Origin of the sequence: Primorskyibacter aestuariivivens (assembly GCF_028023675.1) — a bacterium.
Lineage (GTDB): Bacteria > Pseudomonadota > Alphaproteobacteria > Rhodobacterales > Rhodobacteraceae > Marinovum > Marinovum aestuariivivens.
In genome coordinates, this window is the sequence record NZ_JAQIOZ010000011.1 from 84,585 (window position 1) to 100,475 (window position 15,891).

At 62.1% G+C, this 15,891-nt stretch carries 18 protein-coding genes; 15 read left to right on the forward strand and 3 right to left on the reverse strand.

Annotated features, from left to right (window positions below; translation table 11 throughout):
• Positions 1 to 29 precede the first annotated feature (29 nt).
• Positions 30 to 1,067 (forward strand): tryptophan--tRNA ligase, encoded by a 1,038-nt coding sequence (trpS, locus tag PGB28_RS12670; protein WP_271421878.1) that lies wholly within the window; start codon positions 30 to 32, stop codon positions 1,065 to 1,067.
• A gap of 96 nt (positions 1,068 to 1,163) precedes the next feature.
• Here trpS and PGB28_RS12675 read toward each other — a convergent pair whose 3' ends face one another.
• Complete coding sequence (locus PGB28_RS12675) at positions 1,164 to 2,048, reverse strand: aldo/keto reductase (protein ID WP_271421950.1); 885 nt, start codon at positions 2,046 to 2,048, stop codon at positions 1,164 to 1,166.
• 218 nt (positions 2,049 to 2,266) lie between these two features.
• Between PGB28_RS12675 and PGB28_RS12680 the strand changes: the two genes are divergently transcribed.
• The 14 genes from PGB28_RS12680 (at position 2,267) to PGB28_RS12745 (ending at position 14,448) form a co-directional block, all read left to right on the forward strand.
• Positions 2,267 to 2,752, forward strand: a complete 486-nt coding sequence (locus PGB28_RS12680) for a VOC family protein (protein WP_271421879.1) — start codon at positions 2,267 to 2,269, stop codon at positions 2,750 to 2,752.
• Positions 2,753 to 2,806: 54 nt separating this feature from the next.
• The gene (locus tag PGB28_RS12685) at positions 2,807 to 3,667 is read left to right on the forward strand and encodes a branched-chain amino acid aminotransferase (RefSeq protein ID WP_271421880.1); all 861 of its coding nucleotides are present in this window, start codon (positions 2,807 to 2,809) and stop codon (positions 3,665 to 3,667) included.
• A 103-nt stretch (positions 3,668 to 3,770) separates the two neighbouring features.
• Positions 3,771 to 4,397, forward strand: a complete 627-nt coding sequence (locus tag PGB28_RS12690) for a 2-hydroxychromene-2-carboxylate isomerase (protein ID WP_271421881.1) — start codon at positions 3,771 to 3,773, stop codon at positions 4,395 to 4,397.
• A gap of 21 nt (positions 4,398 to 4,418) precedes the next feature.
• Positions 4,419 to 4,874 carry a universal stress protein gene (locus PGB28_RS12695; RefSeq protein ID WP_271421882.1) on the forward strand — a complete coding sequence of 152 codons (456 nt, stop codon included), beginning with the start codon at positions 4,419 to 4,421 and terminating at the stop codon, positions 4,872 to 4,874.
• 243 nt (positions 4,875 to 5,117) lie between these two features.
• On the forward strand, positions 5,118 to 5,681 hold the full coding sequence (locus tag PGB28_RS12700; RefSeq protein WP_271421883.1) for a NifU family protein: 564 nt from the start codon (positions 5,118 to 5,120) through the stop codon (positions 5,679 to 5,681).
• A gap of 17 nt (positions 5,682 to 5,698) precedes the next feature.
• Positions 5,699 to 6,334, forward strand: coding sequence for a tRNA (adenosine(37)-N6)-threonylcarbamoyltransferase complex dimerization subunit type 1 TsaB (gene tsaB / locus PGB28_RS12705; RefSeq protein WP_271421884.1), 636 nt, complete (start codon positions 5,699 to 5,701; stop codon positions 6,332 to 6,334).
• Positions 6,324 to 6,731: a ribosomal protein S18-alanine N-acetyltransferase gene (rimI, locus tag PGB28_RS12710; protein WP_271421885.1), complete on the forward strand. Its 408-nt coding sequence runs from the start codon at positions 6,324 to 6,326 to the stop codon at positions 6,729 to 6,731. Before tsaB ends, rimI begins: the two co-directional genes overlap by 11 nt.
• Positions 6,732 to 6,873: 142 nt before the next feature.
• The gene (locus PGB28_RS12715) at positions 6,874 to 7,875 is read left to right on the forward strand and encodes a BMP family lipoprotein (protein ID WP_271421886.1); all 1,002 of its coding nucleotides are present in this window, start codon (positions 6,874 to 6,876) and stop codon (positions 7,873 to 7,875) included.
• A 570-nt stretch (positions 7,876 to 8,445) separates the two neighbouring features.
• The gene (locus PGB28_RS12720) at positions 8,446 to 10,059 is read left to right on the forward strand and encodes an ABC transporter ATP-binding protein (RefSeq protein WP_271421887.1); all 1,614 of its coding nucleotides are present in this window, start codon (positions 8,446 to 8,448) and stop codon (positions 10,057 to 10,059) included.
• 86 nt (positions 10,060 to 10,145) lie between these two features.
• Entirely contained in the window at positions 10,146 to 11,240 is a 1,095-nt protein-coding gene (locus PGB28_RS12725; protein ID WP_271421888.1) for an ABC transporter permease, read from the forward strand.
• 3 nt (positions 11,241 to 11,243) lie between these two features.
• Positions 11,244 to 12,209 (forward strand): ABC transporter permease, encoded by a 966-nt coding sequence (locus PGB28_RS12730; protein ID WP_271421889.1) that lies wholly within the window; start codon positions 11,244 to 11,246, stop codon positions 12,207 to 12,209.
• A gap of 135 nt (positions 12,210 to 12,344) precedes the next feature.
• Positions 12,345 to 13,268, forward strand: a complete 924-nt coding sequence (locus PGB28_RS12735) for a sulfite exporter TauE/SafE family protein (RefSeq protein WP_271421890.1) — start codon at positions 12,345 to 12,347, stop codon at positions 13,266 to 13,268.
• The gene (locus PGB28_RS12740) at positions 13,268 to 14,029 is read left to right on the forward strand and encodes a TIGR02186 family protein (RefSeq protein ID WP_271421891.1); all 762 of its coding nucleotides are present in this window, start codon (positions 13,268 to 13,270) and stop codon (positions 14,027 to 14,029) included. The genes PGB28_RS12735 and PGB28_RS12740 overlap by 1 nt, the downstream gene beginning before the upstream one ends.
• Positions 14,026 to 14,448 (forward strand): acyl-CoA thioesterase, encoded by a 423-nt coding sequence (locus PGB28_RS12745; RefSeq protein WP_271421892.1) that lies wholly within the window; start codon positions 14,026 to 14,028, stop codon positions 14,446 to 14,448. Before PGB28_RS12740 ends, PGB28_RS12745 begins: the two co-directional genes overlap by 4 nt.
• Here PGB28_RS12745 and PGB28_RS12750 read toward each other — a convergent pair.
• The gene (locus PGB28_RS12750; protein WP_271421893.1) at positions 14,445 to 14,849 is read right to left on the reverse strand and encodes a PaaI family thioesterase; all 405 of its coding nucleotides are present in this window, start codon (positions 14,847 to 14,849) and stop codon (positions 14,445 to 14,447) included. The two genes, PGB28_RS12745 and PGB28_RS12750, sit on opposite strands and share 4 nt — an antisense overlap.
• Entirely contained in the window at positions 14,839 to 15,849 is a 1,011-nt protein-coding gene (locus PGB28_RS12755) for a phosphotransferase family protein (protein WP_271421894.1), read from the reverse strand. The genes PGB28_RS12750 and PGB28_RS12755 overlap by 11 nt, the downstream gene beginning before the upstream one ends.
• Positions 15,850 to 15,891 lie beyond the last annotated feature (42 nt).

Genomic DNA, 15,891 nt, shown 5'->3' on the forward strand with positions numbered 1-15,891 from the left:
TGAACCAGAAATCCAGACGGAGACATCCCATGACAGAGGGCGTCCAAACCCCATCTGCCTTCACCCCGCGCGTATTCTCGGGCATCCAGCCGTCGGGCGGGCTGACCCTTGGCAATTACCTCGGGGCGATCAAGCGCTTCGTGGACATGCAGGACAGCGGCGTCGAGACAATCTATTGCGTGGTCGATCTGCACGCGATCACCGCCACCCTGTTCGAACCGGAGACGCTGCGCCGCCAGACCCGCGAACTGGCCGCAGGCTATATCGCCTCGGGGCTGGACCCGGCGAAATCCATCCTGTTCAACCAGTCGCAGGTCTCCACCCACGCGCAGCTCGCCTGGATTTTCAACTGTATCGCCCGCATGGGCTGGATGCAGCGCATGACCCAGTGGAAGGACAAGGCCGGCAAGAACCAGCAGAACGCCTCGCTGGGGCTGTTCGCCTATCCGGCGCTGATGGCGGCGGATATCCTCGCCTATCACGGCACCCATGTGCCGGTGGGCGAGGACCAGAAACAGCACCTGGAACTGACCCGCGACATCGCGATCAAGTTCAACCATGATTACGGCGTCGATTTCTTCCCCATCACCGAACCGGTGATCGAGGGCGCGGCCACGCGGGTCATGTCGCTGCGCGACGGTTCCAAGAAGATGTCGAAATCCGATCCCTCGGACGCCAGCCGCATCAACATGACCGACGATGCCGACACCATCGCCAAAAAGATCCGCAAGGCCAAGACCGACCCCGAGGGCCTGCCCTCGGACGTTAAAGGATTGGAAGACCGCCCCGAGGCACGCAACCTCGTGAATATCTACGCCGCGCTGAATGACCAGAGTGTCGAGGATGTGCTGCGCGACGTGGGCGGCAAACAGTTCTCCGAATTCAAACCGATGCTGTCCGATCTGGCGGTCGAGAAACTGTCGCCGATCTCGGGCGAAATGGCCCGGCTTATGGCCGACCCGGCCGAGATCGACCGCATCCTGTCGGACGGCGCCGACCGCGCCCGGGCAATTTCCGAGCCGATCCTGAAGCGAACCTACGAGATCATCGGGATGGTTGGGGCGTAAGGCCCCGATTCCTTCAAAAGAGTGAGGCTGGAAAACTGTCCGGGGGACAGTTTTCCAGCTGAACGGGCCGAAGTCTTTGAAAGACTCCGGTCCCCCTCACGGCAACTCGTGGCCCAGCGCCAGCGTGTACAGCTCGAACCATGTCTGCCGGTCCATCTCCACGCGTAGTGCGTCGGACAGGCTGGCAATCCGGGACAGGGTATTCGTGCCCATTACCGGCAGGATACGGGCCGGATGGGCCAGCAGCCACCCCACCGCCACCGCCGCGCGGTCCACGCCCTGTTCGGCGGCAATCCGGTCCAACGCCGCCTGTACCGGTCCATCCGCCGTCATCAGCCCGCCGCCACCCAGCGGCGACCAGGCCATTGGCGCGATGCCGCGTTCCTGGAGGAAGGCGAGATCACCGTTGGAGAACGGCTCCGGGCGATTCAGCGAAATCTCGATCTGGTTGGTGACCAGTGGTGTCGCCATGGCGGATTGCAGCAGCGTCCAGTCATACAGCCGGAAATTCGACACGCCCACCGCGCGCGCCTTGCCCGATTGCACCAACGCATCCAGCGCCTGCCCGGTCTCGGCGGCATCCATGAACGGGTCGGGCCGGTGGATCAGCAAGAGGTCGATGCGGTCGGTCTTCATCAGCCGCAGCGAATTCTCGACAGATGCCGTGATATGCGCGGGAGAGGTATCGTAATATTTCACTCGCCGGTCGGCAAAAGGCCCCTCGGGCAGGACGATATCGCATTTCGTGACGATCTCGATCCTGTCGCGCAGTTCCGGGACAAGCGCCGCGCCCATGATTTCCTCTGCCCGGTAGCCGCCGTAGATATCGGCCTGATCCATCGTGGTGATCCCCTGCTCGAGACAGGCTTCGATCTTGGCGCGCACATGCGCAGGTGAGGTGTCACTGTCATCAGCCACCCGCCACATGCCGTAGACAATGCGGCTGAGAGAAAGGTTAGGGCTCAGGTCGATGCGTGGTATCATGGCGAAAAACGCTCCTGCGCCGTCTGGCGTCTGCTTGGTGTATCGCGGCCGCACTGACACGCGCGACGACGCCGTTCTTTTGACCAATTGTCGTATCGGACACAACACCGGCTCGATATGCAGCACTGTGCGCCAATGTCGAGCCGCCTGTGGCCCCAGGTGCATTGCGCACCGCTGCCGGACAGCGCATTTAAACCGAAACAGGAGTTACCACCATGCCCCATGCCCCCGCCCAAACCCGTATTGGCCATGTCCATCTGAAAGTGTCCGATCTCGACCGTTCGATCCGCTTTTACCGCGATGTGATCGGGTTTGAGGTGATGCAACGCTACGGCCCGGGTGCCGCCTTCATGTCGGCAGGCGGCTATCACCATCATCTTGGACTGAACACATGGGAAAGCCTTGGCGCGACGCCCCCACCGGCGGGGCATACCGGTCTCTACCACACGGCCTTTCTCTATCCCGACCGCGCCTCGCTTGGTGCGGCCCTAGCCCGGATCCGTGATGCGGGTATTCCGCTGGACGGGGCCGCCGACCATGGCGTGAGCGAAGCGATCTACCTGCGCGACCCGGATGATAATGGCGTCGAGCTCTACCGCGACCGCGACGAGGCGGAATGGCCGCGCGACGCCAAGGGCGATCTGGCGATGTATAACCGCCCGCTCGATCTCGATGCGTTGCTGGCCGAGGCCGCGGATTAGAACTGGACCTCCCCGTCCCGCGCGCCTAGCTTCGCCCGCGGGAGGACCAAAGACATGGCATCAGGCACCGATATCCGCACCTATTACGACGGCAAATGGCACGAGGGCGACATTCCCGTGATGAAGGCCGCCGATCACGGGTCCTGGCTGGGCACGACGGTATTCGACGGCGCGCGGATGGTGGACGGGATGACCCCGGATCTGGAGCTGCATTGCGCCCGGGTGAACCGCTCGGCCGAGGCGCTGATGATCACGCCGTCTGTCACGACCGAAGAAATGGTAAGCATCGTGAAAGAGGGACTCCGGGCCTATACCCCGGGCACCGCGGTCTATATCCGGCCGATGTATTGGGCGCTTGAGGGCGATTACCTCGCCATCGTGCCCAAAGCCGATGCAACCGGTTTCGCCATCTCGCTCGAAGCCATTCCCATGGCCCCAAAGGATGCCTCGACCACGCTGACCACCACGCGGTTCCGCCGCCCCGTGCTTGAGGATGCGGTGGTCAATGCCAAGGCCGGCTGCCTCTATCCCAACAATGCCCGCATGCTGGCCGAAGCGCGCGCCAAGGGCTTTGGCAATGCGCTGGTGGCCGACGCTTTGGGCAATGTGGCCGAAACCGCCACCGCCAATATCTTTGCGGTCAAGGACGGCGTCGTCTTTACCCCCATCCCCAATGGCACGTTCCTCGCCGGGATCACCCGCGCGCGGCATATCTCGAACCTGCGCGCTGATGGGGTCGAGGTGGTGGAAAAGGTCATGGGATTTGACGAGTTCCACGACGCGGACGAGGTGTTCATGTCCGGCAACATGATGAAGGTCACGCCGGTCACCGCCTTTGACGACACGCAGTATCAGGTCGGGCCGGTCACGCGCCGGGTGCGCGATCTCTATTGGGACTGGGCCGCGTCGCACTAAAGCGTTTCCAGTTTTCATTGAAACAAGGCATCGCCAATGTCCCGAGAGCGCGGCAGGCGTGGCAGGGTATTGCCGATTCAACTTAAACTGGAAACGCTATAGCATGACCGATACTCCCGCACTGGAATTCTGGTTCGAGTTTGCCTCGACCTACAGCTATCCCGCCGCCATGCGCGTCGAACGGCTCTGCCGCGAAGCTGGCGTGGCGCTGAACTGGAAACCCTTCCTGCTGGGACCGGTGTTCAAACGCTTTGGCATGTCGGATTCCCCTTTCAACCTTAATCAGGCCAAGGGGGCCTATATGTGGCGCGACATGGAGCGGATCTGTGCCGAACAGGGCCTGACCTTCCGCAAACCGTCCGCCTTTCCGCGCGGCTCGCTTCTTGCGGCGCGGGTGGTCTGCGCGCATCCCGATGCGCCCTGGCTGGGCGGGTTCGTCCGTGCGGTCTATGACGCGAACTTTGCCCGCGACGCCGAGATCGGCACACCGCAGGTGGTGGCCGATTGCCTTGCCTCCTGCGGGGTCGACCCCGCCCCGGCCCTCGCCGCCGCCGACAGCGACCACGCCAAATCCGCCCTGCGCGCCCAGACCGATGCAGCACTGGACAAGGGCATTTTTGGCGCGCCGACCTGTATCGTCGGCGGCGAGCTTTTCTGGGGCAATGACCGACTCGATGCGGCGGTCATGCATGCCACGGGTGCTGGACAGGCCAGCACGGCTCGGCCATGATCATGGCGAAGGAGATCACCCATGCGTAAGTTTATGGTGGTGCTGGACGACAGCCGCGAATGTCTCAACGCCATGCGGTTCGCCGCCATGCGCGCCGCGAAAACCGGCGGTGGGGTCGAGATTTTGTCGGTGATCCCGCCGGACGAATTCAACCACTGGATCGGTGTGGGCGAAGTGATGCGCGAGGAAAGCCGCGAACGCATCCACGCCCATTTCGAGGTTTTCGCCAAATGGATGCGCGACAAACAAGGCGTCGATCCGGAACTGGTGATCCGCGAAGGCGAGCCGGTCGAAGAGATCATCGCGCAGGTGCACGACGATCCCGAGGTCGGCGTGCTTGTTTTGGGCGCTGGCACCGGCAAGAAAGGCCCCGGCCCGCTGGTCACGCAACTGACCAAGAACTCCGGCTCCCTGCCGATCCCGATCACGATCGTGCCGGGGGACATGACCAAGGAGCGGCTGGAAGCGATCACCTGACCCCCCAGCCGATTTTTTTGCAAAGCCGTGATCACCGGCCGCCCCCAAGGACTGTGGGTGCCGCTCATAATCCGTCTCGTGCTTCTTTGGCTCAAAAATATCCCGGGGGAGTCGCGCAGCGACGGGGGCAGAGCCCCCAAATGCCCTGCCCGACACGGGGCACAACAACTTAGAACCATTCCAAACGTTGACATTCGCGCCCCTCAGGCTCATATCTGAGCAAAGCGATAAGGAACCTCACAGATGTTCATTCAGACCGAGTCGACCCCGAACCCCGCCACGCTGAAATTCCTGCCCGGCCAGACCGTGATGGAGACCGGCACCGCCGATTTCCCCTCGTCCGAAGGCGCGTCCGCCTCCCCGCTGGCGCAGCGCATCTTTGCGGTGGACGGCGTGACAGGCGTTTTCTTTGGCAATGATTTCGTCACCGTGACCAAGGCTGAGAGCGCTGAATGGGATCATCTGAAACCGTCGATCCTTGGCGCGATCATGGAGCATTTCCAATCCGGCCAACCGGTCATGGCAGGCGAGGCCACGGCCCCCTCCGGTCATAATGAGCATTCCGGCGAAGACAGCGAGATCGTCGGCCAGATCAAGGAACTTCTCGACAGCCGCGTGCGCCCCGCCGTGGCACAGGATGGCGGTGACATCACCTTCCACGGCTTTGATCGCGGCGTGGTCTACCTGCATATGCAAGGGGCCTGCGCGGGCTGCCCGTCCTCCACCGTGACGCTCAAGATGGGCATCGAGAACCTGCTGCGCCACTACATCCCCGAAGTGACCGAGGTACGCCCGGTCGCCGTCTGATCCATGCCGACACCGGCATGACATCCGATCCGATCATACTCGGGTTCGACACGTCGGGCCCCTATTGTGCGGCGGCCCTGATCAAGGGGCCGCTGATCATCTCCAATCGGCATGATGACATGGCGCGCGGTCAGGCAGAACACCTTTTTCCCATGCTGGAAGAGATGCTGTTGTCGTCAGGCTCTCGCTGGCAGGACCTGAGCGCGATTGGCGTCGGCATCGGGCCCGGCAACTTTACCGGTATCCGTATTTCCGTGGCGGCGGCGCGGGGGCTATCGCTGTCGCTGGGCATCCCGGCAGTCGGGGTCACGGCATTTGACGCGGCCAGCCTGGGTGTCGAGCGCCCGGTTACTGCCGTGGTCGATGCGCGGCGCGACCGGGTCTATGCCCGCGACTATCCCGGTGAGGCACCGGTTCTCGTGACGCTGGACGATCTGCGGGCGGCCCATGTCACCGGCCCGGCGGCAGAGATCGCCGCGCAGCATTGCGGTGCCGATATACGGCAGAGCCCCTACCCTGTGGCCGAGGCCATTGCACGGGTCGCGCGGCAGCGCTTCCCGGAAACCTCCGATCCACCCGCCCCGCTCTATATCCGCCCGGCTGACGCGGCACCTGCGCGTGACCTGCCGCCGGTCATCCTCGATGACGCCTGAGGCGCTGGCCGGTCTGCATGGCCGTGTCTTTGAGCGCGGCTGGAGCGCCGCAGATTTCGCCGCTTATCGCGACGACCCGGCCTGTGTGCTGATTGCACGGCCCGAAGGGTTCGCGCTGGCCCGGGTGACGCTGGATGAGGCCGAAATACTGACCATTGCCACCGCCCCGGAGCAGCGGCGCAAGGGCATTGCACGCCTGCTTCTCGCCGATCTTCTGGACCGGGTCAGCACGCGCGGTGCCCGCCACATCTTTCTCGAAGTCGCCGCCGACAACGCCCCGGCACGGGCGCTCTACGACGCTGCAGGTTTCAAGCAGATCGCTGTACGCAAGGGCTACTACCCGCGCCATGATGGTCCGCCAGCAGACGCGCTTGTCCTCCGCAAACCCCTGCCGTGACAGTGTTTCCGCAAGGGAAGCGGGCAAGAATCGGTTGACCCTTTCGGTGCAACACGGCCTTAATTGTGCATGATCCGGACCAACCGGGCCAATCCATGAACGCGCAGGGCAAAACCTGCGCGGCAATCAACGGGAGCACTTCATGTCCTTCATGCATAAAATTCTTGCCACCTCTGCGGCGCTGGCTCTGTCCGCAGGCGCGGCGCTGGCCGAACCGGCGCTGATCTATGATCTGGGCGGCAAGTTCGACAAATCCTTTAACGAAGCGGCCTTTAACGGCGCCGAGAAATTCGCCGCAGAGGGCGGCAGCTACCGCGATATCGAACTGCAATCCGAGGCCCAGCGCGAACAGGCCCTGCGCCGCTTTGCCGAAGCAGGTTTCAACCCGGTGATCACCACCGGCTTTTCCATCGCCTCGATCCTGGGTGAAGTGGCCAAGGATTACCCCGACACCAAATTCGTGAACATCGACGGCTGGCTGCCCGAAGTGCCGCCGAATGTGCAGCTGATCGGCTTTCAGGAACATCAGGGCTCCTATCTCGTGGGAATGATGGCGGCTATGGCGTCTGAATCGAACACCATCGGTTTCATCGGCGGCATGGATATCCCGCTGATCCGTCACTTTGCCTGCGGCTATGCGCAGGGCGCCAAGGCGGTGAACCCCGATATCGAGATCATCGCCAACATGACCGGCACCACGCCCGCGGCATGGAATGACCCGGTGAAAGGCTCCGAGCTGACCAAAGCGCAAATCTCCCAGGGCGCGGATGTGATCTATGCCGCGGCGGGCGGCACCGGTGTGGGCGTGCTGCAAACGGCGGCGGATGAGGGCATCCTGTCCATCGGCGTGGACAGCAACCAGAACCACCTGCACCCGGGCAAGGTCCTGACCTCGATGCTCAAGCGCGTGGATGTGGCTGTCTACAACTCGATGAAGGCGGGCACCGATCTGGAAACCGGCGGCTTCACCACGCTGGGTCTGGCGGAAAATGGCGTAGGCTATGCGCTGGACGACAACAACGCGCCGCTGGTCTCGGACGAGATGAAGGCCGCCGTGGATACCGCGCGCGAACAGATCATCAACGGTGAGCTGAACGTGGTGGCCTACTATGAGAACGACAGCTGCCCGGCGCTGAACTTCTGATCGCCAAATCCAAAATCTAGGAGGTGGTGACCTAACGGTCGCCACACTCAATTCAGAAAGTTCACTATGCGCACTGCAATTTCGATCACTCTCCTTGCAATTCTGGGAGCGTGTGTTCCAGTCGATTTATGGTACCGTGAAGGCGCCTCGATTGCGACGCTGAATGAAGACTTAACAAACTGTAGGATTCGCGGCGTCCAATCGGTACCGGTGAACCAACAAATTAGAACCACACCAGTCTACACCACGCCTGCTCAAACGAACTGCTATTCAGTTGGTTATTCGGTTCAGTGCTACACTACCGGAGGTCAAGTATACGGTGGCAACACCTACTCCTACGACGCCAACTCGGAGCTAAGAAATGAACTTGTTTCACAGTGCATGAGCAAAAGAGGTTACCAACTGATTTCGTTGCCAAAATGCACTGAACAGCAATCGGCAAGCAAATCGATAGTTAACAGCAAACTTCCGAAAATTGGCCCGAATGCCTGTGCCGCGGAAACTTCAAAGGGCCATTGGGCAATCATTAATCCTTAGAGGTTCCCAAATTGGGGAAAGGAACACGCGCAAATGGCGAGAACGGGAGCAGTTTCAGCAGCCATCGAACTCAAGGGCATATCCAAGGCCTTTGGCCCGGTGCAGGCCAACAAGGATATCTCGATCCGTGTGATTCCCGGTACGATCCATGGCATCATCGGAGAAAACGGCGCGGGGAAATCGACGCTGATGTCGATCCTTTATGGGTTTTACAAGGCGGACAAGGGCGAGATTTTCATTCAGGGGCACAAGACACAAATCCCCGACAGTCAGGCGGCGATTGCCGCTGGCATCGGCATGGTGTTCCAGCATTTCAAGCTGGTGCCAAATTTCACGGTGCTGGAAAACGTCATTCTGGGGGCCGAGGATGGCGCGCTTCTCAAACCCTCCATTGCCAAGGCGCGCAAGGCGCTGACCGATCTGGCCGAGGAATATGAGTTGAAGATCGACCCCGACGCGGTGGTCGAGACGCTGAGCGTAGGCCACCAGCAGCGGGTCGAGATCCTCAAAGCGCTCTATCGTCAGGCCGATATTCTCATTCTGGACGAGCCCACCGGCGTGCTGACCCCGGCCGAAGCCGATCAGTTGTTCCGTATCCTCAACCGGCTGCGAGAAGAGGGCAAGACGATCATCCTGATCACCCACAAACTGCGCGAGATCATGGATATCACCGACACGGTGAGCGTGATGCGGCGCGGCGAGATGACCGCCACGGTCAAAACCTCCGAGACCAGCCCCGACCAGCTCGCTGAACTCATGGTGGGCCGCAAGGTGCTCTTGCGCGTGGACAAGCAGCCCGCTCAACCCGGCGCACCCGTGCTGAAAATCCACGACCTGCGCGTGGTGGACAAGGACGGGGTCGAGCGCGTCAAGGGCATCGACCTTGAGGTGCGGGCCGGTGAAATCCTTGGCATTGCCGGGGTGGCGGGCAATGGGCAGTCGGAACTGCTTGAGGTTTTGGGCGGATTCCGCGCCGCCACCGGCACGATCGAAATGAACGGCCAGCCCATTGACCTGACCGGCAAGCACTCCGATGGACAGTCGCGACGCGCGCGCGGCATTGCCCACGTCCCCGAGGACCGGCAGCGCGAGGGGCTGATCATGGATTTCCACGCCTGGGAAAACGTGGCCTTTGGCTATCACCACGATCCCGCGTACCAATCCGGCCCGCTGATGAACAATGCGGCGATCAAAGCCGATACCGAGCGCAAGATGGAGAAATTCGACGTCCGCCCGCCCAACCCGATGCTGACGGCCAAGAATTTCTCGGGCGGGAACCAGCAAAAGATCGTCGTGGCGCGCGAGATCGAGCGTAACCCGGATCTGCTTTTGGTGGGCCAACCGACGCGCGGCGTGGATATCGGCGCCATCGAATTCATCCACCAACAGATCGTTTCCCTGCGTGATGCAGGAAAAGCGGTGCTGCTGGTCTCGGTGGAACTGGACGAGATCCTGTCGCTTTCCGACCGGGTGGCCGTGATGTTTGACGGGCATGTGATGGGCGAACGCGACCCGAAACAGACCGATGAGAAAGAATTGGGCCTGCTTATGGCCGGGATCACCGAGATGCCGGACAAACCGATCATCGAAGCGGTGGAAGAGCAGTTGAAAGCCAAGCAAGCACGGGAGGCGGCGCAACATGGCTGACCGGGGAACGAACCTACCGTTTTCTTTAAAAGAAAACGGACCGAAATCTTTTGAAGATTTCGGCACCCCAAGCGGAGCACTGACCGATGGATAGAATGCCCGCATGGGCCGACGCGGTCCTTGTTCCTCTGTTCTCGCTGGTGCTGGCCGCAATCCTGTCGGCGCTGGTGATCATCGGCATAGGCGAAGACCCGGTGGCCGCCTTCAAACTCATGGTCGATGGCGCGCTGATGCGCTCGTCCGGTTGGGGCTATACGCTCTATTACGCCACCAATTTCATCTTTACCGGGCTGGCCGTGGCCGTGGCCTTTCATGCGCGCATGTTCAATATCGGCGGCGAAGGTCAGGCGATGATCGGTGGGCTGGGGGTGGCCTTGGTCTGTCTCTACCTCCCATGGCCGCATTGGACGCTGGCGCTTCTGGGCTCGGCGGCGGGGGCGGCTTTGTTCGGGGCGCTCTGGGCGCTGATCCCGGCCTATCTGCAGGCCAAACGCGGCTCTCACATCGTGATCACCACGATCATGTTCAATTTCATCGCGGCAGCGCTGCTGAACTATATCCTCGTCAACCTGCTGCGCCCGCCCGGGGCGATGGACCCCGCCTCGGCCAATTTCCCCGAGGCAACCCACCTGCCCACCTTCCGCGACATGTTCTCGACCGCCGACACGATCCTGTTCCGCGGCGCGCCCGCCAATGTGACCTTTTTCATCGCGGTGCTGGCCTGTGTGTTGGTCTGGCTGCTCATGTGGCGCACGCGGCTGGGGTACGAGATTCGCGCTTTTGGCCACTCTGAAAGTGCCGCGAAATACGCGGGCATTGCCCCGGTGCGCATCACCGTTGTCGCCATGCTGATCTCGGGCGCTCTGGCCGGGCTGATGGCGCTCAACACCACCCAGGGCGAAAGCGAGCGGCTGATCCTGAACGCCACCGAGGGCGCGGGATTTATCGGCATCGCCGTGGCGCTGATGGGGCGGTCGCATCCGGTGGGGGTGTTCCTCGCCGCGATCCTGTTCGGGTTCCTCTATCAGGGCGGTGCAGAACTGGCGCTGTGGACAAATATCCCGCGCGAATTGATTGTCGTCATTCAGGCGCTGGTGATCCTTTTCACCGGGGCGCTGGACAATATGGTGCGCATGCCGCTGGAACGGTTGTTCCTGGCGTTCCGGCGCAAGGAGGGCTGAGCCATGGACCTGTTGACGATCCTGCAAGTGCTCGATTCCACCGTGCGGCTGGCCACTCCGCTGCTGCTGGCCTGTCTGGCGGGTCTCTTTTCGGAACGCGCGGGCATCATTGATATCGGGCTAGAAGGCAAGATGCTCGGCTCGGCTTTTTTTGCCGCTGCCATTGCATCGCTCTCGGGATCGGTCTGGTTGGGCCTGCTGGCCGGGATCGGCGCGTCACTGGTGCTTTCGGCGATCCACGGGCTGGCCTCGATCACCTATCGCGGCAATCAGCTGATCTCGGGGCTGGCGATCACCATGCTGGCGCAGGGCATGACCGTGCTGATCGCGCAGGACTGGTTCAAACAGGGCGGGCGCACCCCGTCGCTTGAGGGCGGCGCGCGGTTCGAGCCGATCACCCTGCCCTTTGCCGAGGCGCTGCAGGGCGTGCCGGTTCTGGGGCCGATCTACCATGACCTGATCTCCGGTCACACGATCCTCGTCTACGTGGCCTTTATCATGGTGCCCGTGACCTGGTGGGTGCTATTTCGCACCCGGTTCGGACTGCGCCTGCGTGCGGTCGGGGAAAACCCGGCGGCGGTGGATACGGCGGGCGTGTCGGTCGTGGGCTTGCGTTTCGCGGCGGTGATGATCTGCGGCGTGCTCTGCGGATTGGCGGGGGCCTATCTGGCCACCGGGTTACAGGCGGGTTTCGTCAAGGAGATGACGGCCGGGCGGGGCTATATCGCGCTGGCGGCGCTGATCTTTGCCAAGTGGCGGCCGTGGTACGCACTATATGCCTGCCTGCTCTTTGGCCTCTTGCAGGCCGTGGCGCTGCGTTATCAGAATATCGATCTTGGTGCCTTTGTCCTGCCGGTGCAGTTCATGGATGCGCTGCCCTATATCCTGACCGTGGTGATCCTTGCCGGTTTCGTGGGCAAGGCCATCCCGCCGCGCGCAGGGGGTGAGCCCTATGTCAAGGAGCGGTAAGAGCAGCCCTGTTGCCACCCCGCAGATAAGTCCAGTTGCCCGCATCCATAGCGCCAAGGACAATTTCCCGGCCTGGCGGGGTGTAAATCCCCGCCAACAGCTTGAAACCGTTTCAGTCTCGGGTCTAATTGGGGCATGCAAATATACCTGCCCATAGCCGAGGTCTCGGTGAATGCCTTTCTCCTTCTGGGGTTGGGCGGGCTGGTGGGCATCCTGTCCGGCATGTTCGGCGTTGGCGGCGGGTTTCTCATGACGCCGCTGTTGTTCTTTATCGGCATTCCCCCCGCCGTGGCCGTGGCGACCGAGGCGAACCAGATCGTTGCCTCGTCCTTTTCCGGCGTGCTGGCCCATCTCAGGCGAAAGACCGTGGACCTCCGAATGGGGGTCGTGCTGCTGATCGGGGGATTGGTCGGCGCGGCGCTCGGGGTTCTGGTCTTCAACTACCTGAAATCGCTGGGGCAGGTCGATCTCCTGGTGCGGCTTTGCTACGTCGTTTTCCTCGGTGTGATCGGTGCGCTGATGTTCGTCGAAAGCCTGCGCGCCATTCGCAAGGCCAAGCGCTCGCCGGGCACACCGCCGTCGCGGCGTAAGCATCGCGGTTGGGTCACGGCGCTACCGTTCAAGATGCGCTTTCGTACCTCGGGGCTTTATATCTCGGTCATTCCGCCGCTGCTGATCGGGGTCGCGGTCGGCATCCTCGCGGCGATCATGGGCGTGGGCGGCGGGTTCATCATGGTGCCCGCGATGATCTATCTCTTGCATATGCCCACCAAGGTGGTTGTCGGCACTTCGCTGTTCCAGATCATCTTTGTCACCGGCTTCACCACGCTTCTGCACGCGACCACGAACTTTACGGTGGATATCGTGCTGGCAGTCCTGTTGCTGGTGGGGGGCGTGGTCGGCGCGCAGATCGGCACGCGGATCGGCACGCGGCTCAAGGCAGAACAGCTGCGCATCCTCTTGGCGATCATGGTGCTGGTGGTCTGCGGCAAGCTGGCGCTCGACCTCCTCCTGACGCCCTCGGAGCTTTATTCGCTTGGCGCGGCGGGAGGGCATTGATGCGCATCCTGCTGGCCCTCCTCATGCTGCTTGCCGCGCCGCTTCATGCGGCCACGGAAGAGGTGGTACTGGGCCTGTCGCAGAACCGTGTGTCGATCACCACGAATTTCGACGGCTCCAATATCCTGATCTTTGGTGCGATCAAGCGCGAAACGCCCCTGCCCGAGAGTGACCTGCATGTGATCATCGCCATCGCCGGCCCGTCCGAGTCGCTGATGGTGCGCAAGAAGGACCGACGGCTTGGCATCTGGGTCAATACCGAATCCGTCGAAGTGGACGCCGCCCCCAGTTTCTACGCGGTGGCCACGTCCGGCCCGATGAAACAAATCCTGACCGAAATCGAGGACCTGCGACACAAGATTTCCATCCCGCGCGCGATCCGGTCGGTCGGGGCTCCAATGGAGATCGAAAACGCCCAGAGCTTTGCCGAGGCGGTGATCCGCATCCGCAAGGACAATGGGCTTTACCAGGTGCATGAGAACAGCGTCGAGGTGGCCGAGCAGACCTTGTTTCGCACCTCGGTCCAGATGCCCGCGAACCTGACCGAAGGGGATTACCTCACCCGGGTGTTCCTTGTCCGGGACCGCAAGGTGGTATCGGATTTCGAGACCGTGATCGACGTGCGCAAGGTGGGGCTGGAAAGGTGGCTCTATACCTTGTCGCGCGAACAACCGCTCGTATACGGGTTGATGTCGCTGTTCATCGCGATTGCCGCCGGATGGGGGGCGTCCACCGCGTTTCGGATGTTGAAATCGGGATGAGCCGGGCGCGGAGCGATTATCCGTGGACCATCGACATGCCCACCCGCTGGGCGGATAATGACCAGTACGGGCATCTCAACAACGCGACCTATTTCTCGCTTTTCGACACGGCGCTCACCCATTGGCAGATGGGCGCGGGACTGTTGTCGGACGCGCCGGATGCGCCGCGGTTCCTGGTGGTGGAAAACGGCTGCACCTATCACGAGGAACTGGCCTTTCCCGATCTGATCGTGGCGGGCGTGAAATGCGGCCATGTGGGGCGCTCATCCTTTCGGCTGGACCTGGCGCTGTTTCGGGGTGAGGCGACCGAGGCCGCCACCACCGGGTTCTTTGCGCAGGTGCAGGTGGATGCAGGCACGCACAAGCCGCTGGCGCTGGATGACAGGGCGCGGACGATCCTTCAGGAAATCAGTCGTTAACCGCGATAGCGAAACACCCCGGTGCCGGTGGCTACGATGATCCCGGTTTCGTCCCGCACCGTACCCTCGGCAAAGAACGTCCGCCGCCCGCCGCCGGTCTTGCGCCCTTCGGCGATGAACCGTGTGCCCTCGGGCCGGGACAGGTAATTCACCGACAGGTTCAGCGTCAGGCAAAGCTGTACGTTATCCGGATCGCCGGTCCAGCAGCCCGCATAGCCCATGCAGGTGTCCAGAAGCGTGGCGTGAATGCCGCCATGCGGCGTACCGTGGCGGTTTTGCGTATGCTCGGCCAGCGGCAGTTCGAGCCGCGCGAAATCGGCGCGCCATTCGGTCAGGTCCATGCCGATATGGGCGGCAAAAGGATATGGCCTTTCCCAGCTTGCCCCGTTTTCATCCGCCATGCGCCGCCTCCAGTCCCAGTTCCGCGAAACGGGGCACATAAGCCCCGAGCTTTGCTGCTTTATCAGGGTTCGAGGCATTGCCGTCCAGCGCCCGTTTCTTGACCCCTTGCAGGATGGCGGCCATGCGGAAAAACGCGAAAGCGACGTAGTAGGCGAAGTTTTGCGGTGGCTGCATCTGGCGGCGCGCGAAATACTGCGCGACGAAATCCGCATCCGAGGGCAGGCCCAGTTGCGCCCGGTCCAGCCCGGACAGCCCGCGCCCCTCGTCTCCTGGCGGCAATTGCCATTGCATGATGACGGCGGCGAGATCGGCGTATGGATGGCCCAGCGTGCTGAGCTCCCAATCGAGCACGGCGCGGATTTTGGGCGCGTCGGGCGCGTAAAGCAGATTGTCGATGCGGTAATCACCATGCACCAGACAGCGCTGGCCATCATCCTCGGGCAAATGTGTCTCAAGCCATGAGATGAGGTCGTTCATGGCAGGCAGGGTTTCGGTCTCGGTCGCGCGGTATTGCTTGGTCCAGCGCGCCAGCTGGCGGGCATAGTAATCGCCGGGTGGGCCGTAATTGGACAGGCCGACGGAGTCGACATCCACGTCATGGATGGCGGCCAGCACGCGGTTCATCTCATCCATGATGGCGGCACGATCGCCGGGTGACAGGCCGGGCATGGAGGGATCAAAGATCACCCGCCCCTCTACATGGTCCATGACATAGAACATGGAGCCGATCACGCTGTCATCGTCACAAAGCGCATGCATACGGGCGACCGGCACGGCGCTGTCCGCCAGTGCGCGCTGCACGCGGAATTCACGGTCCACCGCATGGGCGGATTTCAAAAGCTCGCCGGGCGGTTTGCGGCGCAGCACATAGGTGCCGGAGCCCGCATCAATGCGAAAGGTGGGGTTGGACTGGCCGCTATCGAATTTCTCAAGGCGCAATGGCCCGGAAAACCCCGGCACATGGCTCTGCAACCAAGCTTCCAGCGCCTGCTCATCCATGATCCCTCTGTCCTTCTTCTCTTTGGCAAATACGCAAAAGCC